Here is a 25,280-nt window from a genome sequence, read left to right as displayed (position 1 = left end):
CAACACGATGCTGCATTGTTGAACATGGCGGTGTACATGGCGGCGGCATTATGCTATCGCCCGAAATCAGGGTTTGTCCGGTCCTTGATGGGCCAGCGACGGTGATCGGCGGGCAGGAGGCAAGCATGAGCTATTCCCAGGAAATCAGCAGGGAGTGCAAGGGAGTCTTCTTGTTCATGGTCGATCAGTCCCGATCCATGAACAAGCCCTTCGGTCCCGATCGGTCGGGAAAGATGGTCAGCCGCGCCGAGGTGGTGGCCAATGCCTTGAACGGCACCTTGGAGGAACTGGTCAACCGCTGCATGCGCGATGAAGGCGTGCGCGATTATTTCGACATCGGGATCATCGGCTACGGCCGCACCAATCGCCCGGAATTCTGCTGGCGCGGCGGCTTGGCGGGTCGTCGGCTGGTTCCCATTCCGGAAGTGGCGGCCAAGGCCGAGATCGAGGAAGTGGAGATCGAAACTGAGATGCGCGGGCAGGTGCTGATCGAGCGCATCACCTTGTCGCGCTGGATCGATCCGGTGGGAGTGGATAGCACCCCCATGAACGCCGCGTTCGGTCTGGCCCATGCCACCTTGGCGGAATGGGTGCGCAACAATCCGGATTCGTTCCCGCCGGTGGTCATCAACATTACCGACGGCATGGCCAACGACGTCAATTCCGATGCCGAGCTTCTGGCCACGGCGCGCAAGCTGACCGGGCTGACGACCGGCGACGGCAATGTCTTGCTCATCAACTGCCATATCGCGGGCGGCAGCGATGCATCGGTGGTGTTCCCCGCTTCGGCGGCGGAACTGCCCCGCGACCCCTATGCCAAGCTGCTGTTCGAGATGTCGAGCGAATTGTCCAATCGCCATCGCGCCGTCATCTGCGAAATCTTCGACCGTGACCCCGGCCGCACCCCTTCCATCAAGGGCATGGCTTTCAACGCCGATGCCGTGGCGTTGCTCAAGCTGCTGGATATCGGCACCCGTCAGGCCATCGGCCTGTCGGTGGCCATGGAGCCCTTCACGCCGCCGGGAATCGAGGCCGAATCCCTGATCGAGGATTCCTTCGTGCTGGAAGAACCGTCCGTGCGGATAGAATATGGCGATCAAGGCTGATCCGCCCTTGATCCGGCGCGCTACCCCCATGCTCACTTGGACGGCCCAGGGCCGCTCGATCGTCAAGCCCCGCAACGACAGCTACGCCGATGGCGACAGGCTGCGGTGGCGGCAAAACGAAGACCGGCTGCGGCTGGCCCGGATTCCCAACGGCCTGCTGGCCGCCGTCTCCGACGGAGCCGGAGGGGCGGGGCTGTTCTGCGGCCCCTGGGCCGAAACGCTGGTGAGCCGCCTGCCCAAGACCCCCATCGCCGGGGTGAATGCGCTGAACCAGTGGATGGACGGGTTCTGCCTGGGCTTTCGCTCGGAATACGCCGCCTTGTCCAAGGCCACTCCCGCCCGGTACAGCAAGTTCATCCGGGAAGGCTCGTTCGCCACGCTGGCGGCCGGCTGGCTCGTCCATCGTCAGGGCCGGGTCCGGCTGCGATGGATGGGCTATGGCGACAGCCAGATGATGGTGTTCGACCGCACCGGGCGCCAGCCTGTCCTGGCGGCCTGTTATCCCGCCAGTTTATCGGCGCTGGACCGAGCGCCCTTCTTGCTCAACTGGAAGGATCTGCCGCACGATTCCGGATTCCATGCCGGGGAAATGGTATTGCCGGATCGGGCGACGGTGGTGCTGGCGTCGGACGGGATCGGCCAGTATCTGCTGCTGCGGACCCTGGCCGGTCAGCCCCGCCCCGCGGCGGCGGCGGGGCTGGCGGGAGAATTCCAGCGGCTGTCCGGCACCGGCGAGAGCAAGCTTGCCACGGCCGCCCGTGCCCATCGCGCCACGCCGGGGCCCGGCCTGTCCGCCGAGCTGACGGACCTGCGCGATTGCCTCAAATCCGATCAAGCCTTCGCCGATCGGGTCCGCGCCCTGTGCGGCAAGGGGCTGCTGGCCAATGACGATTGCACGTTGATCATGATCGACGTCGATCTTGCCCGGCCCCGGTAATTCGCCATGCCGCTTCCCCTGATCAACGATTACAAGGCAGCCATCGCCAACGCCAAAGGGCGTTTCGCGACCCTGGACGTCCGGCCGCATCTGGATGCCCGCTGCAGTCCGGTCTTCCTGGCGGGAAACTTCGCCGGGGTGTTCAAGATGGTGACCCCGGAGGGGGAGCATGTGGCGGTCAAATGCTTCACCCGCGAAGTCTCGGATCTGCCGCGCCGCTATGCCGCCGTGGCTAAGTTCTGCCGGACCGCCCAATGCCCCTATGTGGTGCCCCTGCGGTTTCTTCCGGCGGAGGTCTTCGTGACCTCCAGCGTCGCCCCCCATGCCGATTACGCGGTGGTGACCATGCCCTGGGTCGAGGGTCGGGGCCTGGGGGCCGTCGTCCAGATCCTGTGTCAGCGGGAAAACGCTCCCGCCCTGGCCGGATTGACCCGGGCGTGGAGTCGTCTGTGCCTGGATTTGCTGCAACGGGGCGTCGCCCATGGCGATCTGAAGCACGACAACGTCCTGGTCGGACAGGATGGCGCCCTGAAGCTGATCGACTATGATTCCATGTATCTGCCGGAGTTGAAGGGGCTGGCCTCGACCATGCTGGGGGGCGTCAATTTCCAGCACCCCCGGCGTGAGGTCCGGCATTTCGACGGGACCATCGACCATTTTTCCATGCTGGTGATTTTGCTGTCCCTGCGGGCCTTGACCTTCCAGCCCGATTTGCTGAAGCGTCATCACAACGGCGAGAATCTCGTCCTGACCAAAAGCGATTTCACCCGGCCGGACAGTTCGGATCTGTTGCGGCAATGGGCGCTCAGCCCGGACTTCCATGTCCGCGACTGGACGGAACATCTGATCAAGGCTGCCAAGGCTCCTATGATCGGGATCGCCGCCATGGAAGCCCTATTGAAGGCGGCGGCAAAAGTCGAGGCCGTTCCGGCCAAGCCACCCACCAAACGACTCCTCTCATTTTTTTCCTGAGGGCGCGGCAGCCATTGGATTTGACCGGATCGACGAGGGCCTGCCAGTCATAACCTCGGTCGCCGACAAATGCCTGAGCCGTCGGTAAGCCCTCAAGCATGGTCGGGGCCGCCGCCTTGTCGGAGGTTTTGCTCGGCGTTAGCAGCAATTTCACCGGCAATCCACGCACGTCCACGATGGTATGAATTTTGGTGCTCCGTCCTCCACGAGAACGGCTGATGGCGATATCCGTGCCCCCTTTTTACCCCCAGCGGCATGCTGTTGGGCGGGGCATGACCTCCCATATAGAGTCTTGTCAGGAGGGGGGATCTGCGCTATTGAAGATGCGAGCCAGTCGCACTGCATAATTCTGCTGGGTTCCCAATGAAGAAGATCGCCAGTTTATCGAATGTATTGGCTGGAGCCCTTGTCCTTCCCTCCCTCTTCCTTGCCGTTTTACCGGCCGCTGCAAATGAAGTCGCTGCTGAGGTAGAAAAGGGGTTCTGGGATCGTGAGAAGCTGACCGCCACCTGCACCGCAGAAACTCTTGGCAATCCCTCGGACGGCATCAATCGGCGCGCTCTCGGCTGGCCAGCCATCCATGCCGCCAACACGCCATCGGGCGGTGGTGGCTACCCCCTGGCTGACACGGGCACCCGCCTGAAGGTCAAGCCCACCGAAGAGATCAGCCTGACGGCCGCTGTATTCTCCGGCAACGATGCCCAGAAGCGCGATCGCAGCTGCACGGATTTCTCCTTCGATTCTCCCCCGGTATGGTTCGGTGAGGCTGCCTATTCCATCAACCAGGACAAGGACTCGCCAGGCATTCCTGCGACTTTCAAGCTCTAACCGCTTTCGTGCCGGCCCTGGACAGCCAGAAAATCATCCAGGGCCGCGATGCCATATTTCAGAGGAGCCGTCCCGTGGCGCAGCAGATGAATTCCGACACTCTCAGCCTTGCCGACCTTCGTCCCGAGCAGCAGGGTGAGATCGTCAAGATCGAAACCGAGGACGGCGTTTTCAAGCGCCGTATGCAGTCTCTTGGCGTCGTGGCCGGCACTCCCGTTACGCTGGATCGTTCTGCCCCTTTAGGTGATCCGCGCATCTACAGCCTGATGGGCTACAGCCTGGGCCTGCGCAATGCCGAGGCCCGGCAGATCCGCATCCGCGTCAAATAATCACCCCACCGACCTCGATCCAAGGGTAGCCGCACATGAAATCCCCCGTCACCGTGGCACTGGTGGGTAACCCCAATGCCGGTTCCACCAGCTTGTTCAATGCCCTGACGGGCGCCCAATCCGCCGTCGCCAACTATCAGCGGGTGACGACCTCTTTGAATGTGCGCGAGATTACCCATGGCGGGGTTCCCTTACGCATCGTCGATGTGCCGGGCATTTTTTCCACCTCGTCGCAATCGCCGGAGGAGAAGGTCGGCTGCGACTATATTCACGGCGAGGAACCCGACATCATCGTCAACGTGCTGGATGCCGGCCATCTGGACCGCAGCCTGTTCCTGACCACCCAGCTGATCGAGACCGGGCTGCCCCGCATCACCGTGCTGAACATGATGGACGAGGTCCGGCGGGCCGGTATTCGCATCGACACCGCCCTATTGGCCTCGGCCCTCGGATCGCCGGTGGTGGAGACCTGCGCCCTGAAGAAGGAGGGCATCGATGCCCTGCTGGACGCGGTGGCGGCCATGGCCTCGACAACTCCCGCCGCCGCCCCGCTGCGGCTGCACTATGACAGCCACCTGGAGGCGGCCATCGAGCGCGTCCAGCAGCATCTGTCCAAGCTGCACCCCCAGGAGCTGAGCCCGGTGCGCTCGCGCTGGCTGGCGATCAAGATGCTGGAAGGCGATGACGAGGTGTTGCGCCACGAAAGCAACCATGTCGAACTGGTCGAGGAGATCAAGGGCGAGCAATCGGCCCTGGCCCACGAGCATGATGAAGACACCGCCAGCCTGTTGGCCTCGGCGCGGTTCGCCTTTTCCAACGGCCTGCTGCGAGAAGTCCGCCAGCAGGATGGCGATCCCACCGCCGGGTTCAAGCTGACCCGTATCCTCGACGATTTCTTCCTGAACCGCACTCTGGGCCTTCCCTTGCTGCTGGGCATCCTGTGGGTCATGTTCGAGGCTACGTTCACCCTGGGCGCCATTCCCACCGACTGGATCAAGGCCGGGGTGCAACTGGCCACCGATCTGGTGGACAAGACGCTGCCCGAGGGCATGTTCCATGATCTCGTTGTCAACGGCGTCATGGCCGGCGTTGGCGGAACCATTGTGTTCCTGCCCAATATCGTCATCCTGTTCTTCTTCATGGCCATCCTCAGCGGCACCGGCTATCTGGCCCGCGCCAGCTTCCTGATGGACCGGGTGATGCACCATTTCGGCCTGCACGGCACCACCCTGATCCCCATGGTGGCCGGGTTCGGCTGTAATGTCCCCGCCGTCATGGCCACCCGCGTCATCACCAACAAGCGGGCACGGTTGATCGCCATGCTGATCGCGCCGTTCATGAACTGCTCAGCCCGCCTGCCGGTTTTCATCCTGTTCGCCGGAGCTTTCTTCGCCGATATCGCCGGGACCGTGGTCTTCGGCATCTATATGCTATCCCTCGCCGCCGCCATGTTGTCGGCGGTTTTGCTCAATCGCATCATTCCCGGCAGCGGTGGCGACGCCTTCGTGATGGAGCTACCGCCCTATCGTCTGCCGACCCTGCATTCGGTGCTGCACCATATGTGGGACAGCGCTCAGGGCTTCGTCGCCAAGGTCACCGGCGTTATCCTGGTGGGCTCCATCGTGATCTGGTTCCTCCAGGAATTCCCCCGCGACATCACCTATTCCCAGGATTTCGAGACCGTCATCGCCGAACAGACCGCGCTTCCCGACAGCCCGGAAAAGGAAACAGCGCTGAAGACGCTGAAAAGTGCCCAGGCGCAGGAGAAACTGGAAAAGAGCTATCTGGGGCGTTCGGCCATCGCGGTGACGCCGCTATTCCAGCCGCTGGGCTTTTCCTGGCGGGATTCGGCGGCCATCATGACCGGCTTTGTCGCCAAGGAAGTGGTGGTGGCGACCTATGCCGTCATCTATGCCCAGGAGAAGGGGTCGGACCAGCTGACCGAGACCTTGAGGGGCGCCATGCCGCCCGCCACGGCCATCGCCTTCATGATCTTCACCTTGCTCTACGCGCCTTGCCTGTCCACCATCGCCATCATCGGCAAGGAGGCGCAGAGCTGGCGGTGGGCCGGGTTCTCGGTGGCCTATTCCCTGACCTTTGCCTGGTTGCTGGCCCTGGCCGCCAGCCGCATCGGCGGGACTTTCCTGTAGGCTTGTTCGGGTGGCGGAGTTGCTCCGCCACCTCCTGATAAAAGAAGCGTTGCGCCATGGCTTGGGGATCACTCTGGGATTTGGGCGCCATCACCGTCGTGGGAGCGGGGGCGGCCTTCGTGGTCATCCGTCATCTGTGGCGGATGTGGCGGCCGTCCGACGGAGCGTCGTGTGGCGGTGGATGCAGTTGCGGCGCCAAGCGAAACGGCGGCCGCACCGATTGTGGCTGACCCCCGCCGTGGGGATGCGGCAATGATCTCTCGCGATCAACTGCCTCGGAACGGCTGGCTGAAGATAGGCATTCTGCTGGGGCTGGCCGCAATGGCCATGGGCATCATCGAAATTGTCGATAGCGGCCCCGCCTTGCTGCGCGGCACCCTCGATTGGTGGCGCCGGATGTGACCAGAAACGCCCCACAATAACGCCAACGCCGAGATGACCCCATGGAGTCATCTCGGCGCGGCGGATCCGTTCAGCAGTCTCAGATGCGGTCGGCGATATACCCGACCAGCGGCAGCTTCCAGGCGCGGCGGAATGCCACCGAGGCCAGCCCGGCCACCGACAGCACGAGAACAAGCATGGACGAGAAGCCGAAGAACCACTTTCCGATGCCGGGAATTTCCAGCACGAACATGGAAAGGACCGCGATCATCCACAGCACCAGCCCTTGCTTGGCATGGAACTGAACGTATTCGTCATCCTTGTTGCGCATCAAAGGCACAAAACAAAGAATGCCGAGATAGCTGAGGGCAGCCATCACCAGCGGCTTGTAACTGGTTCCGGTTTCTTGCGACAACCCGATAGTCTGTGCGGTCATTTCGTCCTCCTTCAGACGGCTTCGGCCGCAGCCGGCTCGGCATTGCGGTTCTTGTAATATCCATAGAGGGCGATGGCGCCCGCCACTCCGACCACGCCCAGCAGCACCGGCCCCCAGGCGCCCAGCCCCAGGCCGAGGCCCAAGCTGACGCCCTTGGCGGACAGCATGGCGCTGCTGCTGGTTGCGGCGGCGATGGGGCTGGCAGTGACGGAAGCACCCGTGGCGGCACCCGCCGCGGCACCGGCAGCACCGGCTCCACCGGCGGCAACCAAGGCCTTGCCCTTGACGCCGGTCGCGGCGACCTTGGTGGCTGCGCCGGTTCCCTTGGCGGCCATAGCGGCCTGATTGGCACCACCAGCCGCCGCCTTGGTTCCAGCGGCTTTCATGCCCGCAGCCTTGGCGGTCACCGCCTCGCGCTCAACCTCTGCCGCGGCAGCCTTAGCCGCCCCGGTCTTGGCCGCGGCGCCATTGGCGGCGCCGGCCTTGGCCCCACCGGCCTTCATGCCGGCAGCCTGGGCGGCGCCCTCACGTTCGATTTCCGGAGCCGCCGCTGCAGCCATGGCCGCGCCGCCAGCTGCGGGAGCGGCGGCGTTCGCGGCGGCGCCACCAGCCATACCTGTTGCCATCTGTGCAGCCATAACCTAACTCCTCTGGGAAAGAGAAAAATACATACATGTCTTGTTGCACAAATTCGCCTGCTCGACAATAGTCGGCAAGAGCATAACAATATCTTGCCAACAAAAGATCTTAATAATCACTCTCATCTTCGCGCTTTTGCCGTCAGCACTTCCTGCTGTTTTGCCCAAAAATTTGATGGAGCCATAGTCTTTGCTAAAGTGATGGCGCGTGAGATTCAGGGCCTCCGGTTGTTCCATGATCAAGGCTCCGGATATGAACTGATTTCGTCGGCAGAGATCCCCTCCAGCGTAAATCCTACCGTTGTTCAACCACAGGAGACGTGATCCGTGGCCTATTCACAGGAAATCAGCCGCGACCAGCGCGGCGCCTTTATCTTTCTGGTGGATCAATCCAAATCCATGAACACCACCTTCGGTGTCGATGATAACGGCCAGACGATCAGCCGGGCCCAGGTGGTGGCGGATGCGCTCAACCGAACCCTCGACGAGTTGATCAACCGCTGTATGCGTGATGAAGGTGTCCGGGACTATTTCGACATCGGCGTCATCGGCTATGGGCGCACTAACCGCGCCGAGTTCTGCTGGCTGGGGAACCTTGCCGGGCGCAGCTTGGTGCCCATCTCCGAGGTGGCGGAAAACGCCGATACCATCGAGGAAGAAACCACCATCATGGTTCGCGGCCAGCCGGTGGTCGAACGGGTCGCCGTTTCGCGTTGGGTGGCGCCGGTGGCGGTGGAAAGCACCCCGATGAACGGAGCGCTGCGCTTGGCGCAATCGATCCTGGAACCCTGGATTTCCGCGAATCCAGGGTCATTCCCCCCGGCCGTCATCAACATTACTGACGGCATGGCCAACGATGTTGACAGTGACGAAGAACTTCTGGCGACCGCCCGGCGGCTGACCGGGCTGAAGACCAATGACGGCCACGTCCTGCTGATGAACTGCCATATTTCCGGCGGCGACGACGCGCCGGTGGTGTTCCCGTCCAGCGCCGGCCAGTTGCCCGACGACACCTATGCCCGCCTGCTGTTCGAGATGTCGAGCGAGTTGTCGGGCCGCCATCGCGCCATCATCTGCGAACTGTTCGAGCGCGACCTGAAAACTACGCCGACCCTGCGCGGCATGGCGTTCAATGCCGATGCCATCGCACTGGTCAAACTGCTCGATATCGGCACCCGGCCAGCCATCGTTTTTAACCAAGCCGCCGAGGCTTCTTCGCGGGATCGGGCAACGGAGTTCGAACAGTGACGTTCCCGGTATTGGCGGACTACAAGGCGGCACTCTCCAACGCCAAGGCCCGGTTCGCCACTCTACAGGTGACACCGTTCAAGGATGCCCGAGGCCACCCGCAGTTTCTCGCCGGAAACTTCGCCGGGGTATTCCGGGTCACCGATTCCGAGGGATCGCTCTTGGCGATCAAGTGCTTCATCCGTGATCTTCCCGATCTGGAGCGCCGCTACCAAGCCATCGCCGGCTTCGTCGGCGCCAGCGGCTCGCCCTATGTGGTTCCGCTCCGGTTTCACCGCGACGAACTCTACGTGACGTCGTCCATCGCCAAGCACGGTGAATATCCGGTCATCAGCATGCCTTGGGTCCCTGGCCGCACCATTGGCGCCTTGGTCCAGACCCTGTGTGATAGCGACAAGCGCGGTGGCATCGCTGGCCTGAGCCGGGCCTGGGCGCGGCTTTGCCTGGATCTGCTGAACCGTGGCGTGGCCCATGGCGACCTTAAACACGACAACATCCTGATCGGACCTGATGGTCGACTGAAGCTGATCGATTACGATTCCATGTATCTTCCTGAACTGAGCGGGCTGCCCTGCACCTTGCTCGGCAGCATCAATTTCCAGCACCCCGAACGCAACGAGACGCATTTCGATGCGACGCTGGATCACTTCTCCATGCTGGTGATGCAACTGTCGTTGCGGGCCTTGGTTTTCGATCCCGGTCTGCTCAAGCACTGCCACAGTGGCGAGAACCTCATCTTCACCCGGTCGGATTTCCTCAATCCGCAGGGCTCGGAACTGTTCCAACGGCTATCAGCCTTCGATGACCTCTACGTTCGCGATTGGGCGGCACGGCTTGCGCTGGCCTGTGGATCGAATTCCATCCGCGTACCTTCGATCAAGGCGATCCTGTCCGTGGCCGCCGGGCTGGACATGAGTCCGGTGACCGGAGGCCTGCGGTGGCTTCTCTATCGGGTGTCCTGCGGCGCCACGACGATCACTCCCAGTGCCCAACCAAAGCGGGCCGTTTCCATTCCTTCCGATCGTCCTGCTGCTCGTCCCAAGCAGGTGGCGGCCGGCAGAAACGACGATCCGATCAATCGCCTGAGAAAGCTGAAGGCCGCCCTCGATGAGGGCCTGATCAGCCAGGCCGACTACGACGGACAGAAGGCCAAGATCATGGAAAATTTCTGAGTGATCCAACTATCCTGCCACTCCGGTCCGTCAGAATGACGGGGGCGGAACTGGCCCTTCACTTGCGGTATCGTCTGATATTATTGTGGCAATGAAACCTACGGCTGAATGCATATCTCGGGGAGGGAGTTCCATGCCTCTGTGTCTGAAAGATGACTTTCTTCGCATGCTCGCGAGCGAGATTCGCAACTTCTGCCATTGGATGACCTATGCGCGTCTCCGCAGGCACGTCTTGCGCAAACGATAGTCAGTCGGCATCTGCCCCCGGCACCGGGGCGACTTTCCGTATTGGTTCCATCACTAGCCTTCGGGCGGAAAAGCCCATCGATAGGCCCTGTAGAATAGAGAATCGCCGCGCTTAAGTGCCCCTTGGATATGGCGATAGCGTCTCGGAGAAACCCGTATCTTCGAATCATCGAAAGGCCCTATGTCCGGTGCGATGATCCGGATGAATTCGAGAGCGGGTGGGTAGCCGCGTAGAGCAGAAGCAACGGTCATGGCCTTAATGGTTTCTCCCATTTGGCGCCAGCGTTCGACCGATGCTTCCCGTAGATCTTGATCTGAAGTGGGCGTAATGCCGTCGCTGTTCTCGGCAGCCATACTCGTGAGCGGGATCGACCTCGTGATTCCCATGCGGGTCGCTACGGCGCTGAACGTTTCCCCAGCGCCCGTCCGAATGGCACCGCCAATAGCTTTGATGCGAGGCAGGAGATGTCTTTTCGAAATCCCGGAAAGGGCGCGTAACATGTGATAGCTGGTATTTCGTGCGGATTTAAGTACCGCTCCCAAGGTCGCCATGACGCCGCCGCGCGGACTCTGGCCTTCATGTCCGTATCGAGGCCGCATCTCATTGGTGGGGTGATAGAAAACACCTGTTCGAACATCAGGTGGCGCCCCATCTCTCGCCCGGAACTGTGCCGCAGGCTCTTCTATGGGCATATCCAGACTTCCGTCACGCCGCCCAATGGCCTCCTTCAATGCAGAGCCCAAAGGGCGATTGGCTAGGAATGTCAACGCGTCTTGCTCTCGCTGACTGCGCTCCTCAATTGACTTCGGTGGCAGGGCTAGGGGAGACATGGCATTGGCGATGCGAGCGGCCTCTACCCGGTCAAGACCAAGGTTTTCCATGACGGGCTGCCATTCGGACGGGCCGCCGAATGCCGCCAGCAGAAAATAGTCACGCTCGAGTGTGCGGAGATCCTCCCAGCTTCGTCGGCTGCTTGAGTGTGTGGGCGGAGTGTAATCGGCGCACATGGGGCAATCTTTCCACTGTCTGTCCCGCTCGCCTTTCGTGCCGCGGAAGGTTGTGACCTATCCCCAGCACTGCTGGTTTCGATTGAAGGGAACCGAGTGACGACGACGACATTAACCGAGCACGACCGCTCCAACATAGTAGGCCACGCCGAGCCCAATGACGAGGATCGCCATCAGGATCAGCCGCGCACGGCGGGCGCGCCGCTGAAGAACACGGGAGGGACGGGGCCGGAGGTCAGACATGGCCCTCGGCCTCACGAACGAGTGCAGCCAGCAGGCGCTTGGCCACGACGTCAGGCGGTAATTCGCCAACCTCCAGCGCCTTGGAGCCAAACTCGGAGGTAACCACCACCGTCTCCCCTTTCAACTCGCATCTGCCGATATAGGGGATTTCATCGATCTCAACGACAATATCGTGCGGGCCAATCATGGCGGTTGTAGCTCTCGACAATCTCCGAACCCGATCGGACACCTTTGCGGACAACGCTGAGCCACACTCATCAAGAGCCGATAACACTGCTTCGGCCAAGTCGGGCCGATCTTGTGCCACCCGACCAAGCAGCACGACGGCGGCGTCGTCGGCAATGTCGGCTAAGGCATCGATTACTTCGTGGTTGGGCGCCGATGCTAACGCTTCGCTCAGCGCCTCTAGGGCATCAACCTTCCCAAATCGCCCAAGGGCGCAGGCCGCGGCAATGCGAACGCTGGGGTGCAGATCATCTTGAAGATCCAACAAGATAGCGACAACATCAGGATCTAAGCGTGCGCTGCGACAGGCATCGGCACGGACATCGGGTTCGTCATGGCGCAGCAACCGCATCGTCACGGCGGCAGGCAGGGTGACGCCGGTTCGAGCTGCTGCGGCAACAGCAAGTACCAACCCAGGCCCCTGAACCATATCTCGTGTGATGATCCGCTCCACCGCAGTCGCCGCCTCTGGGCCGCCGATTTCAACCAAGACTTCAAGTGCCACGGCTTGCTCGCGGATCAAGGCACTGAGGCCAAAGCCAGAGAACCTCTTGCAGATACCCTCAAGGGCTGGCACAGCCGCCGTCAATTTACGCCGCCCACATTCGGTCATCCGGGCGAAGATTTCCGCAATCCCAGCGGTTGCGATTCCTGCCACCAATTCTTGATCTGGTAACGAGCTGAGATCGGCAGGCGCGCGGCCATCGGCCCGCGATGAAGGCTTCGCCGATGGGGCTCGCTGTTCAAAGAGATGGAGCTGGCTTTTCGACATGGCGGTGATGATGCCAATTTTCTGCAAAAGAGAGAAGGTGTGAAGTTCGCCGACCAAAACTGTTGGCAACACTCAAAAGTAGAGCGCGATCTCCTTTCTCGACATCAAGAATGAAGATGGATGCCCAATGGGCGAGAGGCTGGTCATGCTTAATGCCGACTCGGCCTAAAGTGAGGATCAAGGCTTATCTGCCGGAACCATAATCAGCTGTTGCGTGAAGTACGGGCAGTCATTGGACTTACGAACCTTCCACTTCCCGTTGGCAACGGGACATAGCGTTGTTTAGATAACAACCACCGCCCTGCCTCTACCGAGTGGGAAACCCACCGGCCACCTTTGCCGCCAGCGGCAATTCGCAACCATCCAGCACCTCCAGGACAGCATCTGCTAATTCCGCTCTGTCGCGGGCCACGCGGCCTAGCTGCACGATGGCAGTGTCATCCAGCACCCCGGCGATCGCCTCTATAACCTCGACGGTCGGGGCTTTTCAAGCATCCGCATCAGGACAGGCAGGGCCTCAGCACGGCCCATATGTCCCAGCGCGCAGGCTGCAGCACCGTGTACACCAGCATTGAGATCGCCCAGTAGCTCGATCAGGCCGTTGATCACCACCGGGCTTGGACGCGCGCAGTGGCAGGCGTCGGCACGAATGGCTGGGTCGGCGTGCCGCAGCAAGTCCGTGACCGTGGTCGTCGGCAGGGTGGCGGCCAATTGAGCCGCCGCCCATACTGCTGTCGCCAAGGTCGGACCTTGGACTTCCCGCCGCTCTATAATGCGTGCAACCGCAGCACCCGCTTCCGCTCCGCCAATCGCCACCAGAGCGCCCAGGGCGGCGACCTGCTCTCGCACTGGGGCGGGCGGCGGCGAACCCGGTGAACCGGCGAATTACCTCCGCCAATGCGGGCAAGGCAGCAGCCAGTTTCCGGCGACCAGCTTCCTGCATGACAGCCTCGACATCGGAGATCCCGACTTGCGTGATGGCGGCAAGCAATTCATCGCTGGTCATGCTGGCGATATCGACAGCAGGTCGAGGCGCCGGCATTGAGGCAGGCGCAGCTTTAGCCGCATGCATGCCTCATCGTTGAGCCAAAGACGGCTCCGCTTGGGCTGCTTTGGTGGCACTTTAAGCCCCTCCCGCCGCCAGATCCGCTCGACCCGCTTGGGATTGACGGTCCAACCTGCGTCACGCAGCAGGGCCGTAATCCGGCGGTAGCCATAGCGGCCATACTGGCGAGCCAGGGTGATGACGTCGGCGGTCAGTGCCTCTTCATCATCCCGATCCTGTAGCTCACGTCGCTGCGTCGAGCGGGGGCTGTCCCAGCACTATCCACACCGGATAGCGAGGGGAGGAGGTCGAAAAGCTGCTGCCTACAGACTGGCTCAGACTATTCGTACGAGTTCGGCGTGGCATTAGTATTTAGCTCATCAAGGAGATCTTCAAGAAGCCCCTGCAGGATGATGGCTGGCGAATCGAAATCGTGAGCGATAAAATTGGCGGTATTCTCCATTAGGTTTGTTTGGCTTTGTTTTGAATCGGTTATTAAAGATAGGTTAGAGTCTGGCGCGCTGGACTGTTTCACCCCCTGCTCAAGACGGTTGTTCCTGGCAGAGTTGGACGGTTCTTGTGAGCGTGGTGGATGGTTTTGATTTAGCTGTAACTGGTAGACATTTGATCTTCCCCGTCGCTCCCCAGGGAATTGACTGTTTTTGTTACCGCCACCAGCGGTGTAGGTAAAGTAGCCGCACAGAAGCAGTGTCTTGATCGCAGTAGCAACGGCCGCCCTCGACAGCCCGACATCCGATGCAATCCGCTCGTAGCTTGGAAAGCATTGCCCGTTTTGGCTGTTTATTCGGTTGATAAGCGCAAAGCCGACTCTGCGTGAGCTATCATTCAGTCGAGGGTCCTTCATGATTTGTGACAGCACACTCATTCGAGCGGCCAATGAGTACGGCTTTTGCGCCTCTGTCATTGTGATTCGATCCAGGCTTGGACGGCCGAACTTTTCCAGCGAAGAAGGCGGCCAATCCTGATCGGAGGCGGGACAGCATCAGGATTGGCCGAAAGAAAGCAATAAAGCGATTTAAGGCTTGGAAGCCTCAGAATCGTCATAAGCTCTCCGGGGGTAATGAGGTGATCCATGTCGTGCTCCATGTTGCATTGAATCATGGTAGCGAAAGTCACTATAAAAAGTGAAGTGGTGGTCTATTTTTTCTGCAAACAGATCGAACGTTGTTTGTGAATTGGCAGATTTATGGGCTAACCCGGCGCTAATTAATGCGGAATCGAAACCTGTTACCAGTGAGTTGGTCGTCGCCTCGCGTACACAATGGAATTTTGATCTGGGAGATCGCTTCACACTTGGTGTCAGCATGGTGATGAAGATCCGAAAATCGACATCCTGTCGCCAGATGGGCATAGGATGTCGATTTTGATGGCGATTCCGGACGGGTTCGTCGTGGGCATGGTGGTGAAAATCTCGCCGTCGAGCTGACCTGCTCGGGAACTTTCCTCCGGCGAAAAGTAGAGCCTTTGGCAAAGTTACGCCGTCTGGCGCGGTGTGGGCAATGGGGCCGGTCTCGGAGCCCCGGAGGGGCGGAGAGGATGGCCCCATTGCCTTGAGTTTGGCGTCGTGCGCCGCCGGGGTCTGGTATCCCAGGGATGAGTGTGGTCTGGCGGTGTTGTAGTCGTCCGCCCAGGCGGCGATGACGGCCCGGGCCTGGGGCAGGCTGGTGAAGACCGTCTCGTTGAGCAACTCGTCGCGCATGCGGCCATTGAAGCTTTCGACGAAGCCGTTCTGCATGGGCTTTCCCGGCGCGATGTAATGCCAGTCGATCCGCTGCTGCTGTTTCCAGGCCAGGACGGCATTGGACGTCAGCTCGGTGCCGTTGTCCGAGACGATCATCTCTGGTCGCCCTCGCCGAGCAATCAGCGCCGACAGTTCACGGGTCACCCTGGCCCCCGAGATCGAGGTGTCGGGAATGGCGGCCAGGCACTCCCGCGTCACGTCGTCGACCACGTTGAGGATGCGGAACCGCCGTCCACAGGCCAATTGGTCATGGACGAAGTCCAGCGACCAGCGGGCGTTGGCGCGGGCCTCGACCAGGATCGGGGCACGGCTGCCAATGGCCTTGCGCCGGGTCTTACGCTTGCGCACCGCCAAGCCCTCCTCGCGATAAAGCCGATAGATACGGCTCAGTCCCGATGGCTCCCCCGTCTCGTGCAGCAGGATGAACAGCCGACGATAGCCGAAACGCCGCCGGAGGTTGATGGCTGGAACTTGGTTCCGCGTCTCAACGAGACGGCGCAGCCTCTGCAAAATGGTATCGGCTCCGTCGCCAGGGCGGCTTGCCAAGGCAATATCTTCGATGTCGCAGCGACGTGCCAATTCATCGGAAATGGGCTCGGCCGGAACCGAGTTGGTCATTGTCAGGATAATCTCATGCAGGGTTGTGGAGTCCAGGGGCGGCACAACAAGCCGGTGGTCGGCTACCCGCAACAAATCCTTTGGCAGGAGGCGATCGGGAACATGGGAGATACCCAGCACAGAGCCGCCACCGGCCAAGGTTGCTGCTACGGCTCCATTTCCCTCCGACTGGGATTCGCCCTTCCTGGTGCCGCTCCGCTTGAATTCAACCCACCGCCCCGCAGGATTCACGCATCCCCATCGCCAATCATTGGAATCGCCGCTGACGTATTGTGTGCCGGGTGATGTCACCATCAGTTGCCAGGCATTGGCTATGGGTTCCACCCAAGTGCTGCTCGGAACCTCGATGACCACGGCTAAGCCCGATTCGGCAGGCAAACAGAGGCTGGGATGCCGTTGCAGGACGTGCCTCAGAGCAATTTCGGCAGCGACCTGGACCGGATTCTTGTTTTGGACGTCTGTGGCTTCGAGCGGAATCTCGATTGGATCGGTAAGAGTCTCCTGATCATCTTTGGGCATGGGGGGGCATTTGGGCTTTCTGGGCGCCATGGTGGACCTCAGTTTATTTTGGAAGGATTAGGCTGTCGCCGGGGGCGAGGTGATCAGTGAATGTTGGGTTGAGAATCCTTTTTCAGGCGAGGGATCCACGCTTGAGGGCGATCTCCCCAGCTGCCTGCAGTGGCAAGGTCGATCCCGCGCAATTCCGCTTCGAGCGCCGCCATCCGAGTGACAATCTGCCATCGCTCGACGATCCTAGCCGAATCGGCCGTAATTAATGCCATGAGAACCTGAGCGGACGTGTATGGCCGCGAATTCAATCCGCGATTCCAGCGGGATGCCGCCGACTTTTCAAGTCCGAGTGGGAGGGAAATCTCCTGAAGGTCTGGTTCAGTTGGAAAAGCACTCCTCAGGGTCTTGAGAAATTCACGAGGGGTCGGGAAAAGCAGAGGAAGGGCAAGGCCAGGCGTTGTTGCAATGAACCGCAGCAGGATCGCCGTCGGGGCATACACCAAGCGTGCCATATCGTCGATGTCCTGGTCAGCCCTGAAGCGACCCGTCTTCTGCTGGGTCAATCCAAGCATGCCACGTTTCAGCAATGAGGGAAGTTGCAGCGCCTTAAGACTGGTAAGAAGGGTGTCTGTTGTGATGGGGAAATCTTGGGGCAGGTTAAGCATAGTGGGCGTCCTTATTTAGATGGTGTTGATAGCGTCAAGGTCCTGCATCTCGAGTGCAGCAACCATGGCGGTATAGGTGATACGAGGAAGGGGGCGGGCGTGCTGGTTGGAAAATCCCAAGGCGTTGAAACGGCTCCCTTGCCAACCGGCAAATGGGAGGATGACAACGTGATCGGCTGAAGCCTTCAGCAGGCGAGGAATGTCACGTCCATCGCGGGTTCCGCATTCGATGGCAATCCGACCATGGCGAGTCTCGGCGAAAATATCGATCAATGCATGGGCCGAGCCACAGGGGACCCAATGCTCCAACGATACGCCTGCATGCGGGTCGATTGCCTTCGCCAAGACCAGCCCAAGGCGGCGGAGATTTCGATGCGCGGGACCTTCGTTGCCATGACGCGCGGGTACGAGCAATTGATCGATCGCATCCGGGATCAGGATCTCGATCTCCGACACTGCGATGGATTGGGCCGTTATAAGCATTTCCAGCATGCGGCTGTCGCAGTCTGCGCGAACCCCGCCGGTCGCCGTTGCATGGAGAATCTGCGCGAGTGTGAGATCTGGGCGGGTGCTAATCCATGTACTTTCCATATGGTGATTCGGAGAGAGCATTTTGATCCTCAGCCAGCTTTAGAATTTGGTGGTCGGAATTCGTCATTACCCCTAGAGTGTAACTGCAAGCGCCTCAGGTGTCAACACCCTGGGTGCAATATTTTACACCTGAGGTGTTAATTGCTGACTGGGGAACAAATTCGCGCGGCTCGAGCTCTGCTCAGGTGGGAGCAAAGGGATCTTGCTGAAGCGGCAAAGCTGTCGATCGAGACGATCAAGCGCCTAGAGAAGATTCATGGTCCGGTCGGGGGGCTTGCCCGCACGACCGATGCGCTGCAGGCGGCGTTGGAGCAGGCTGGTATCACCTTATTTGGTGATGGACGATACGAAGGGGAGGGTGGACCCGGCGTCCGGCTAAAGCAGCCTATAAAATAAGCTTTGTATCGATTGGGGGGGCATTTCAGCCAGGGTGCGGATACAGCTCAAGGCTCACATCACGTGCTCGCATCCGGCATTAGTCAGCCACCTTGAAAAAACCTAAGCGTATAGGTTATCGTGTATCATGAAGTTGTTTCATTCAGCCGGTGCCAACGCGCGTGTCGATATCCAGACTGAGGATCATTGCCCGCCACATGTGCATGCGTTGAACTGGGCGGACCGCTGGGAAGCCAAGGTTGAGATTTCCTTTGTCGATAACAACGTGGTGCTGATGGAGGTGCTGCCTGTCGCGAACGAGCCGACGAGGCGAACCCTTGGTAAACTGCTGGATGAAGTTGGGCAGCACTTGGATCTCTGCCGACGTGGGTGGTGGCGGATTTACGGGGATACCTGCCTCGTCAACAGGTGGATCAGGGTTTCGGCGGAGGGCGTGCCAGCCGTATTGAAGAAGGGCAGGAAAGGGGCGTCACAGGTCTTGGGGGCCAAGTACGATCCCGGCAGCACCGTCCTGACGCTGGCCATGTCGGACGGGTCGACGGTGAGCATCAACGCAGGTGATGGAGAGGTTGAACGATGAACGGGATCCAAGTCACGAGCGAAGAACTGTCACAGGCGATCGAAGCTGGGCACCGCCGCATGGTGACAGAGTTTCGCGCCGGTTCGGTGCGCTATGATCCCGTGCGGGACGCCATAGAATTAACCATGGTGGACGGCTGGGGTCTGGTCTTACTTCGTTCGGCAGTGGCCGAACTTGCCGAGATCCCGTCCCAAGACATGGGCAAGCTGGAGATCTCGCCGGTGGGCACCGGTCTTCTGCTAGACGCCCATGACATTCACATCAATGTCCACGGTCTGGTGACCGGGTTCATTTCGCCGCATCTGATGGCCTCGGCCCTTGGACGAAAGGGTGGATCGGCGTCCTCTGACGCCAAGGCGCAAAGCTCCCGCGAAAACGGCAGGAAGGGCGGCCGGCCGGTGAAGACGAAGGTCGCTTGACCCGGGCCGGACCGAGTCCATCGAACGATGGCCGAGGAGAGAGAGGGCCTGTACAAGATTCATTGAAACGCTGAAACATAATTGCGCTGCCGCCGTGTGGGCTGGCGCATTTGACTCCGCTGTAGCCGTCAACGAAGTAAAAAGCCTCAACAACCTAACTACCAGGGCGGCCGAGGCTATCCCCGGCAGGTCGATGCGGCTCAGACCGCGAACGGCTCGGCCGTGACGGCGATCAGCGATAGGGCGTATTAACCAGATCGCCGCGGGCATCTCACCTATCGGGCTGCGTATCGGTCCTCTTCGCGTGCCCGAAATTCTGATGACCTCGTCATCCTGCGGTGCTAGAATTTTTTGCGAACATCGGGGTGTCCGTGTCCTCTCTTTTGCTCCAAATTTGCTCCAATGCGAGCGGGAACTAGAGAGGATTGGAGAGGACTCGACAGGACGGAATTTGGCAGGTTTTCTGGGGTTTGCCCGGCAAATTGGCTCTGGTCAAGGGGATAAGCTTCGGGCTCATAACCTGAAGGTCGCAGGTTCAAATCCTGCCCCCGCAACCAAATTAGCCCGTAACTTCAATAAGTTACGGGCTTTTTGATTCTTGGCCCCGTGTCCGCGAAAATCTGTGTCCGTACCGTGTCCGTTTGAAATGGCGCCCAGAGGCGCCGTTCTGCTGCTCCCTGTCGTCATTTGACGCATCGTGGCGACGACCATGAAGTTCGGACCATGGCGCCCATCAGCAAGCCTCCTGGTCTGGCGACGGCGTTCCGGGCAACAGCAGGGCCAGCACCTCATCCCCATTCAAGGTTTCAACCTCGATCACCCGCTATAATGGGTGCTGCGATGGGACAACGATACAATCAGCTCAGTCTGGATGAGCGGTGCGAGATTTACCGTCTGCATGCAGACGGTAAATCTCGGCGAGCCATTGCCCGGGCCTTGGGCCGGGCGGCGTCAACAATCAGCCGAGAGCTGGAGCGCAACAGTGGCGCCCAAGTCGGCTACAAGGTGGATTGGGCGATGATCCAGGCCCGCGCCCGGCGGCGGCGCAAGCTTTACAAACTGGAGCGCTCGAGCGCGCTCAGGAAACTGACCTTGGACGGCCTTGCGATGGGATGGTCCCCGGAGCAGATCGCCGGGCGGCTCGAGCTTGAGCAAGGTAGGCCGGTGATCAGCCACGAGTCAATTTACCGCTACATCTACTGGCGCGTGAACAGCCACAAGGACTATCTGCACCGGCTGCTGCCGCGCGCCAAGTTTCAGCGTGGCTGGCGTGGCCGCAAGGGCGGCAGCTCGGTGCATTTCATTCCCCAGCGAGTGCCGGTAGCCGAGCGTCCCGCCGAGGTCGCCGACCGGCGCCAGACCGGCCACTGGGAAGCCGATCTGATGCTGTTCTCCCGCTATCGCCAAGCCGTCCTGGTGGCGCACGAACGTAGCTCGCGCCTGCTTCTGCTCCGGCATCACCTCAGCAAAGCCGCCGAGCCAATCGCCGACAGCCTGACCGCCATGCTGCGGCGATTTCCTGCCGAGCAGCGCCGCACCATCACCTTCGATAACGGCTCTGAATTCGCGGCCCATCGCCGCCTGAAGACAAGGCTTCGCATGAAAACCTATTTCTGCGATCCCCATAGCCCCTGGCAGAAGGGCGGCGTCGAGAACGCCATCGGGCGAATGCGGCGGGGACTGCCGCGAAAAACAGATCTCGCGGCAGTTTCCCAGGCCGATCTGGACGACCTGGCCATGGACTACAACCTCACCCCGCGAAAGTGCCTCGGATATCGAACTCCGCTTGAGGCTTTCCTCGGAAAAGCCATCGATCTCGGTGTTGCACTTGAAATGTGAGTCCATCGGTGGATCATGGGCAAATGGCTATCATCAGATCTTCGGGTCCGTGTTTACGGTAAGATCGAACACGGCGAATCGCGGCGAGCGGCGGCTCGGCATTTTGGAGTGAGCGCCGCGACCAGCGTCCGTCTTGCACAACGGATGGCGGCGACGGGTTCGTTGGAGCCCTTGCGGCAAGGCCGTCCGCCGGGCGGTGGTAAGCTGGCGGCCTTTGCCGCTCTTCTGACCGGCTGGGTGGAGGCGCAAGGCGACATCACGATGCCGGAACTGGCGGCCAAGCTGAAGGCCGAATGCGGCGTCACGGCCCACCCGGCGTCACTCTCGCGGTTTCTGATCGGGCAAGGCTTCAGCGTCAAAAAAACGCTGCTGGCCACCGAAGCCGGTCGCGATGATGTGGTGGCGGAGCGCCGGACCTGGCTGAGCCACCGCCAGCCCCGGATGTGCCAGGAGCCTCACCGGCTGGCGTTCATCGACGAGACCGCCACCACCACCAAGATGACCCGGTTGCGGGGACGGGCACCGCGAGGGCAACGGTTCAAGGCCCGCGCGCCATTCGGCCACTGGGGAACCCAAACCTTCATCGCCGCCTTGCGCTGTGACGGTCTGACGGCACCCTGGATCATAAACGGCCCCATGAACCGACAAACCTTCGAGGTCTACGTCGAGACCCAACTGGCCCCGACGCTCCAGCCGGGCGACGTCGTCATCCTCGACAACCTCTCCAGCCATAAAAGCGAGAAGGCCAAGGCCATCCTCAAGGAGAGAGGCGCCTGGTTCCTGTTCCTACCCCCATACAGCCCAGACCTAAACCCAATCGAGATGGCCTTTGCCAAACTCAAGGCTCATCTCCGACGGATCGGCACGCGCACCATCGACGACCTCTGGAAGGCCGTCGGCAATATCTGCGATCTCTACACCCCAGACGAATGCTGGAACTACCTCAGGGAAGCCGGGTATGTTTCAGATTAAACGCACGCCGCTCTAAAATCCTCGACGGCATCGCCGTTCTGGGCATGATGGCGGGGGCGGGCCGACAGCTTGCGGAAGCCCAGGGCCTTCAGTTCCCGCCCCAGCGTCGTCTCATCCAGCGAGATGCCGAAATCCTCGAAAATCCACAGGGCCAAATCCTTGAGCCGCCAGCGGACGACGCCATCCACCGCCGGGATCGGGCCGCGCTCCACTTTGTCCACCAAGGCCTGGCGTTGGGCGGTGTTCAGTTTCGACACCGGACCAGGAGCCTTGCGGTCGATCAGGCCAACCGGGCCGTGCGTGTTGAACCGAACAACCCAATCCCGGACAATTTGCAGGCCAACCCCGCCCAGCTTGGCCGCCGATCTCCTGCTGCCACCGTCGTAGATTGACGCCAGCGCCAGAAGACGACGCGTCTGGTCAGCATCCCTCGACCGACGAGCAAGAGCCCGAAGGACGGGACCATCATAATCGAGGCGAAGGGGGATCGGCGCTGCCACGGCAAATCTCCGGCTGTTTGCCAGAGTGACTCACATTCTGCCCTTCTTGGGAATCCCCTTCGTGAGTCGCGGTCAGCGCAGGCTGGTATTAGCCAAATCACTCTCGACTCCACCGCCAGATCCACTTGAAGCCGTGCCGAGGATAATCTCTTCGGCGGCCCGGCCTGCCAGCTGGATCGTAATCAACTCATCGATATCGGCGGATGTAGCCAGGTCGAGTTCAGGTCGCAGGCTGATCACGCCGCCTCCCGTTGCTGAAGTCTGCCTGATGCTGACATGGCGCAATGTCGCGGGATGGAGGACGGCAATGGCAATGGCGTGACCGGCCTCGTGGACTGCACAACGACGAAGGATGGAAGGGCACACGTCCGGTGCATTGCCCCGGATTTCAGCGATAAGATCTGCCATGAGCATGGACCGGGCTCCTTGTCGCCCGCGACGCTTGGCGCCCCGGACCCAGCGAGCCGCGTCTGCCCCTGTACCGCCGAGGCCCAGTTTGGCGGCGGCAGACAAGTCTACGCCGGAAAGATCATCGCCAAGGTGATGGCGCAAGATTTTGGTCAGGCCACTCTCGTCTGGTAGCCCGATCATAATGTGACGATCCAGCCTCCCCGAACGGGTAATGGCCCGGTCGATCCTGTCGGGATTATGCCCCCGGCCATGGTTCCGGCGACATCGCCATCGTGGCGGTGACCGATTATTACGGGGTGAAGACCCTGGATGCCCGTGGGGCGTTCTTCGTGGTCGGCTCCGACGTGCTGGGGCCCATGGGCCATGAACTGGTGCCGCTGGCCTCGAAGGCCGATGCGGACGAGTTCATGGCCGATCACAAGGGCAAGCGTATCCTGACCTTCGATCAGGTCGGCGCCGAATTGCTGAAAAGCCTCGACAAGGGCGGAGTGAAGTGAAGGCTGTTTGCGTTCCCGAGGACCGGATGTGGGCGGCTCTGGAAGCCGATATCGCCGATGCCGGACTATGCCTGTCCCTGCGCAATCGCCAGGGCTTGCTGTCGCCTAGCGCCGTGGTTCTGCCACGCCACGAGATCGAGCGGGTGGAACAGGCGGTGTGGGCGCTGCACGCGGTTTTCGCGACGCCGTCGCTGGTGGAGGCGGCGTTGGAGGTTGCCCGGGGTGACGGCCTGCCCGATCACGGCCTGGGCGGCTGGATCCTGGGCTTTGACTTCCACCTGACTCCGGACGGGCCTCGCCTGATCGAGATCAACACCAATCCCGGCGGTATGTTGGCGGTGGCGGCCCAAGCCCGCGCCCTGGCGTCCTGTCTCCCGGAATTGGGAGAGGCCCCCGAGGTCGAGGGCGTCGCGCTCGACGCCTTTTTTGATGAATGGCGGCGCCAACGCGGCGAGCGGACCCTTAAGAGTGTGGCCATTATCGACGATGAACCGCATCATCGAATGGCGGGGCAGGCCTGCGTCCATTCGGGTCGATAACGGCCCGGAATACATCAGCGGCACGCTGGCGGCTTGGGCCGGGAAGCGGGGTATTGCTCTCCAACACATCCAGCCCGGCAAACCGCAGCAGAACGCCTATGTGGAGCGCTACAACCGCACGGTCCGCCACGAATGGCTAGGCCAATTTCTCTTCGAAACCATCCAGGAGGTGCAGGACTACGCCACAGATTGGCTATGGACCTACAACAACGACAGACCCAATATGGCCATCGGCGGTATCACACCCGCCCAGAAACTCAAATTGGCCGCGTGAGTTCTACGTTCTCACCCCGTTAAAAACGGGGGGATTACCCTTTGATGGTGGTGCGTGCCTGAAAGGCGTCAGGTCTATCAGCAGCATGGCGAAATCACTGAAATTAGTAACCCACGGTTTCCAATGGGTGTGCGCTTATTAGACGATAAGATTGAACTGTATGGCTCGAACGACTGCCGACGTGCGATTTGAAACCCCCAGCTTGTCGAATATGTTGCGCAGATGCCATTCGACGGAATTCATCGAAATGCGCAACTGTTCAGCGATTTGATGATTTCTTGCCCCGTTCCGGCACCATAGCAATATTTCGATTTCACGCGGTGTCAGGCGTGGCATGTCATTGACGTCATGGCCGGCCAGGCTTCGATACGATGTATGGAACTGGTAACAGATCTGGCCCAGCAGATCGGTCATTTCCGGCGTGTCCAGGCCGATTGTGGGCGAAGCCAGGCCGATGCCGACGCATTCGCCGCGCGGGCCATGAACGGGAACGGTGATGCCGCTGTGCAGACCGAACCGCTTGGCTTCGTCGAAGATCACATGTCCGGCGCCGTCCAGTCTTTTGATCAGGGTCGCCCAGGTGAAGGGGCGTGCGGAACTGATCAGGAAGGTGCGCGTCGGATCGGTCAGCGCATAGCCGCTGGCAACGTAGTGATCAAGCCATTCCTTGGGATAGGTGCTCTTGATCCATGGCTTGCCCATCTCGGGATGGTTGCGCAAGGCCCCGTACATGATCAAGGGGTAATCCAGGCTTGTGATGGTGTTCAGAAAAACAGCATAGAGCGCCTCGGCATCCGAGGCCTCTCTCGCCTTATCAGAGAATAGTTGTAGCTCCGACCACCCGTTACAGGTCACAAGCCCTCCCCCACCATTCATTCTATTATTTTTGTCATATTCACAGTTTCCAGAACTCTGTCCACCACGGAAAACCGTGGGGGCGGGTTTTTGAAAGCCATCCCATAATCCCCGGG

At 60.6% G+C, this 25,280-nt stretch carries 27 protein-coding genes and 3 pseudogenes; 16 read left to right on the top strand and 14 right to left on the bottom strand.

Annotated elements, in window-relative coordinates; genetic code table 11:
• The first annotated feature begins 125 nt into the window (after window positions 1-125).
• Genes ACV4UZ_RS20980 through ACV4UZ_RS20970 form a run of 3 tightly spaced genes read left to right on the top strand, consistent with a single transcriptional unit; the run spans window position 126 to window position 3,015 of the window.
• The gene (locus ACV4UZ_RS20980) at window positions 126-1,106 is read left to right on the top strand and encodes a hypothetical protein (protein ID WP_008615072.1); all 981 of its coding nucleotides are present in this window, start codon (window positions 126-128) and stop codon (window positions 1,104-1,106) included.
• Between the two features lie 28 nt (window positions 1,107-1,134).
• A complete protein-coding gene (locus ACV4UZ_RS20975; RefSeq protein WP_491602711.1) occupies window positions 1,135-2,043 on the top strand; it encodes a PP2C family serine/threonine-protein phosphatase in 909 nt (302 codons plus the stop codon).
• Window positions 2,044-2,049: 6 nt separating this feature from the next.
• Window positions 2,050-3,015, top strand: a complete 966-nt coding sequence (locus tag ACV4UZ_RS20970; RefSeq protein WP_011383440.1) for a protein kinase domain-containing protein — start codon at window positions 2,050-2,052, stop codon at window positions 3,013-3,015.
• On the opposite strand, the gene ACV4UZ_RS20965 is transcribed toward ACV4UZ_RS20970, so the two are convergent.
• Window positions 2,909-3,202 carry a transposase gene (locus ACV4UZ_RS20965; RefSeq protein WP_442915562.1) on the bottom strand — a complete coding sequence of 98 codons (294 nt, stop codon included), beginning with the start codon at window positions 3,200-3,202 and terminating at the stop codon, window positions 2,909-2,911. The two genes, ACV4UZ_RS20970 and ACV4UZ_RS20965, sit on opposite strands and share 107 nt — an antisense overlap.
• Window positions 3,203-3,378: 176 nt before the next feature.
• On the opposite strand from ACV4UZ_RS20965, the gene ACV4UZ_RS20960 reads away from it, so the two are divergent.
• The 4 genes from ACV4UZ_RS20960 to ACV4UZ_RS20945 all read left to right on the top strand — a co-directional run bounded on the left by ACV4UZ_RS20960 (window position 3,379) and on the right by ACV4UZ_RS20945 (window position 6,724).
• Complete coding sequence (locus ACV4UZ_RS20960) at window positions 3,379-3,843, top strand: carbohydrate porin (RefSeq protein WP_011383441.1); 465 nt, start codon at window positions 3,379-3,381, stop codon at window positions 3,841-3,843.
• 74 nt (window positions 3,844-3,917) lie between these two features.
• Entirely contained in the window at window positions 3,918-4,172 is a 255-nt protein-coding gene (locus tag ACV4UZ_RS20955) for a FeoA family protein (RefSeq protein ID WP_237051443.1), read from the top strand.
• A gap of 35 nt (window positions 4,173-4,207) precedes the next feature.
• Window positions 4,208-6,322 carry a ferrous iron transport protein B gene (gene feoB, locus ACV4UZ_RS20950; RefSeq protein WP_011383443.1) on the top strand — a complete coding sequence of 705 codons (2,115 nt, stop codon included), beginning with the start codon at window positions 4,208-4,210 and terminating at the stop codon, window positions 6,320-6,322.
• 252 nt (window positions 6,323-6,574) lie between these two features.
• Window positions 6,575-6,724, top strand: coding sequence for a hypothetical protein (locus tag ACV4UZ_RS20945; protein ID WP_008615049.1), 150 nt, complete (start codon window positions 6,575-6,577; stop codon window positions 6,722-6,724).
• A gap of 79 nt (window positions 6,725-6,803) precedes the next feature.
• On the opposite strand, the gene ACV4UZ_RS20940 is transcribed toward ACV4UZ_RS20945, so the two are convergent.
• Together ACV4UZ_RS20940 and mamG are read right to left on the bottom strand one after the other, a co-directional pair.
• Window positions 6,804-7,139 (bottom strand): magnetosome magnetite crystal formation protein family, encoded by a 336-nt coding sequence (locus ACV4UZ_RS20940; protein ID WP_085372066.1) that lies wholly within the window; start codon window positions 7,137-7,139, stop codon window positions 6,804-6,806.
• 11 nt (window positions 7,140-7,150) lie between these two features.
• Entirely contained in the window at window positions 7,151-7,699 is a 549-nt protein-coding gene (mamG, locus tag ACV4UZ_RS20935) for a magnetosome protein MamG (protein WP_491595663.1), read from the bottom strand.
• Window positions 7,700-8,104: 405 nt separating this feature from the next.
• Between mamG and ACV4UZ_RS20930 the strand changes: the two genes are divergently transcribed.
• Window positions 8,105-9,025, top strand: coding sequence for a hypothetical protein (locus ACV4UZ_RS20930; RefSeq protein ID WP_068433467.1), 921 nt, complete (start codon window positions 8,105-8,107; stop codon window positions 9,023-9,025).
• Window positions 9,022-10,197, top strand: a complete 1,176-nt coding sequence (locus ACV4UZ_RS20925; protein WP_491602710.1) for a protein kinase family protein — start codon at window positions 9,022-9,024, stop codon at window positions 10,195-10,197. The genes ACV4UZ_RS20930 and ACV4UZ_RS20925 overlap by 4 nt, the downstream gene beginning before the upstream one ends.
• A gap of 300 nt (window positions 10,198-10,497) precedes the next feature.
• On the opposite strand, the gene ACV4UZ_RS20920 is transcribed toward ACV4UZ_RS20925, so the two are convergent.
• The 8 genes and pseudogenes from ACV4UZ_RS20920 to ACV4UZ_RS20885 form a co-directional block, all read right to left on the bottom strand.
• The gene (locus ACV4UZ_RS20920; RefSeq protein ID WP_148207301.1) at window positions 10,498-11,451 is read right to left on the bottom strand and encodes a hypothetical protein; all 954 of its coding nucleotides are present in this window, start codon (window positions 11,449-11,451) and stop codon (window positions 10,498-10,500) included.
• Between the two features lie 235 nt (window positions 11,452-11,686).
• Window positions 11,687-12,748 carry a HEAT repeat domain-containing protein gene (locus ACV4UZ_RS20915; RefSeq protein WP_085372064.1) on the bottom strand — a complete coding sequence of 354 codons (1,062 nt, stop codon included), beginning with the start codon at window positions 12,746-12,748 and terminating at the stop codon, window positions 11,687-11,689.
• A gap of 405 nt (window positions 12,749-13,153) precedes the next feature.
• Complete coding sequence (locus ACV4UZ_RS20910) at window positions 13,154-13,402, bottom strand: HEAT repeat domain-containing protein (RefSeq protein WP_158303927.1); 249 nt, start codon at window positions 13,400-13,402, stop codon at window positions 13,154-13,156.
• A 333-nt stretch (window positions 13,403-13,735) separates the two neighbouring features.
• Window positions 13,736-13,999: pseudogene (locus ACV4UZ_RS20905) on the bottom strand (IS3 family transposase); the annotation flags it as partial.
• Window positions 14,000-14,076: 77 nt separating this feature from the next.
• Complete coding sequence (locus ACV4UZ_RS20900; RefSeq protein ID WP_491602709.1) at window positions 14,077-14,661, bottom strand: helix-turn-helix domain-containing protein; 585 nt, start codon at window positions 14,659-14,661, stop codon at window positions 14,077-14,079.
• A gap of 540 nt (window positions 14,662-15,201) precedes the next feature.
• Window positions 15,202-15,957, bottom strand: a pseudogene (locus ACV4UZ_RS20895) (IS3 family transposase); the annotation flags it as partial.
• 761 nt (window positions 15,958-16,718) lie between these two features.
• Complete coding sequence (locus tag ACV4UZ_RS20890) at window positions 16,719-17,291, bottom strand: hypothetical protein (protein WP_011383452.1); 573 nt, start codon at window positions 17,289-17,291, stop codon at window positions 16,719-16,721.
• 15 nt (window positions 17,292-17,306) lie between these two features.
• Window positions 17,307-17,903, bottom strand: coding sequence for a hypothetical protein (locus ACV4UZ_RS20885; protein ID WP_011383453.1), 597 nt, complete (start codon window positions 17,901-17,903; stop codon window positions 17,307-17,309).
• A 502-nt stretch (window positions 17,904-18,405) separates the two neighbouring features.
• Between ACV4UZ_RS20885 and ACV4UZ_RS20880 the strand changes: the two genes are divergently transcribed.
• The 4 genes from ACV4UZ_RS20880 to ACV4UZ_RS20865 all read left to right on the top strand — a co-directional run bounded on the left by ACV4UZ_RS20880 (window position 18,406) and on the right by ACV4UZ_RS20865 (window position 22,088).
• Entirely contained in the window at window positions 18,406-18,858 is a 453-nt protein-coding gene (locus ACV4UZ_RS20880) for a hypothetical protein (protein WP_011383454.1), read from the top strand.
• Window positions 18,855-19,277, top strand: a complete 423-nt coding sequence (locus ACV4UZ_RS20875) for a DUF2442 domain-containing protein (RefSeq protein WP_011383455.1) — start codon at window positions 18,855-18,857, stop codon at window positions 19,275-19,277. Before ACV4UZ_RS20880 ends, ACV4UZ_RS20875 begins: the two co-directional genes overlap by 4 nt.
• A gap of 828 nt (window positions 19,278-20,105) precedes the next feature.
• Window positions 20,106-21,116, top strand: coding sequence for an IS30 family transposase (locus tag ACV4UZ_RS20870; RefSeq protein ID WP_491599453.1), 1,011 nt, complete (start codon window positions 20,106-20,108; stop codon window positions 21,114-21,116).
• A 15-nt stretch (window positions 21,117-21,131) separates the two neighbouring features.
• On the top strand, window positions 21,132-22,088 hold the full coding sequence (locus ACV4UZ_RS20865) for an IS630 family transposase (RefSeq protein WP_491602708.1): 957 nt from the start codon (window positions 21,132-21,134) through the stop codon (window positions 22,086-22,088).
• On the opposite strand, the gene ACV4UZ_RS20860 is transcribed toward ACV4UZ_RS20865, so the two are convergent.
• Both ACV4UZ_RS20860 and ACV4UZ_RS20855 read right to left on the bottom strand, forming a co-directional pair.
• Window positions 22,085-22,588 (bottom strand): helix-turn-helix domain-containing protein, encoded by a 504-nt coding sequence (locus ACV4UZ_RS20860; protein WP_491602707.1) that lies wholly within the window; start codon window positions 22,586-22,588, stop codon window positions 22,085-22,087. The genes ACV4UZ_RS20865 and ACV4UZ_RS20860 overlap by 4 nt on opposite strands.
• Window positions 22,589-22,660: 72 nt before the next feature.
• Entirely contained in the window at window positions 22,661-23,002 is a 342-nt protein-coding gene (locus ACV4UZ_RS20855; RefSeq protein ID WP_491602706.1) for a hypothetical protein, read from the bottom strand.
• Between the two features lie 269 nt (window positions 23,003-23,271).
• Between ACV4UZ_RS20855 and ACV4UZ_RS20850 the strand changes: the two genes are divergently transcribed.
• The 3 genes and pseudogenes from ACV4UZ_RS20850 to ACV4UZ_RS20840 form a co-directional block, all read left to right on the top strand.
• A complete protein-coding gene (locus tag ACV4UZ_RS20850) occupies window positions 23,272-23,496 on the top strand; it encodes a nitrous oxide reductase accessory protein NosL (protein ID WP_491602705.1) in 225 nt (74 codons plus the stop codon).
• A gap of 26 nt (window positions 23,497-23,522) precedes the next feature.
• Window positions 23,523-24,035 carry a hypothetical protein gene (locus ACV4UZ_RS20845; protein WP_491602704.1) on the top strand — a complete coding sequence of 171 codons (513 nt, stop codon included), beginning with the start codon at window positions 23,523-23,525 and terminating at the stop codon, window positions 24,033-24,035.
• Window positions 23,983-24,309 (top strand): annotated as a pseudogene (locus ACV4UZ_RS20840) (integrase core domain-containing protein); the annotation flags it as partial. The gene ACV4UZ_RS20845 and the pseudogene ACV4UZ_RS20840, both read left to right, overlap by 53 nt.
• A 138-nt stretch (window positions 24,310-24,447) precedes the next feature.
• Here ACV4UZ_RS20840 and ACV4UZ_RS20835 read toward each other — a convergent pair.
• On the bottom strand, window positions 24,448-25,164 hold the full coding sequence (locus ACV4UZ_RS20835; protein WP_491602703.1) for a helix-turn-helix transcriptional regulator: 717 nt from the start codon (window positions 25,162-25,164) through the stop codon (window positions 24,448-24,450).
• Window positions 25,165-25,280 lie beyond the last annotated feature (116 nt).

This window comes from Paramagnetospirillum sp. (assembly GCF_058402745.1).
The sequence above is the reverse complement of the archived record's forward strand: the minus strand, read 5'-3'. Positions and strand labels throughout refer to the sequence as shown.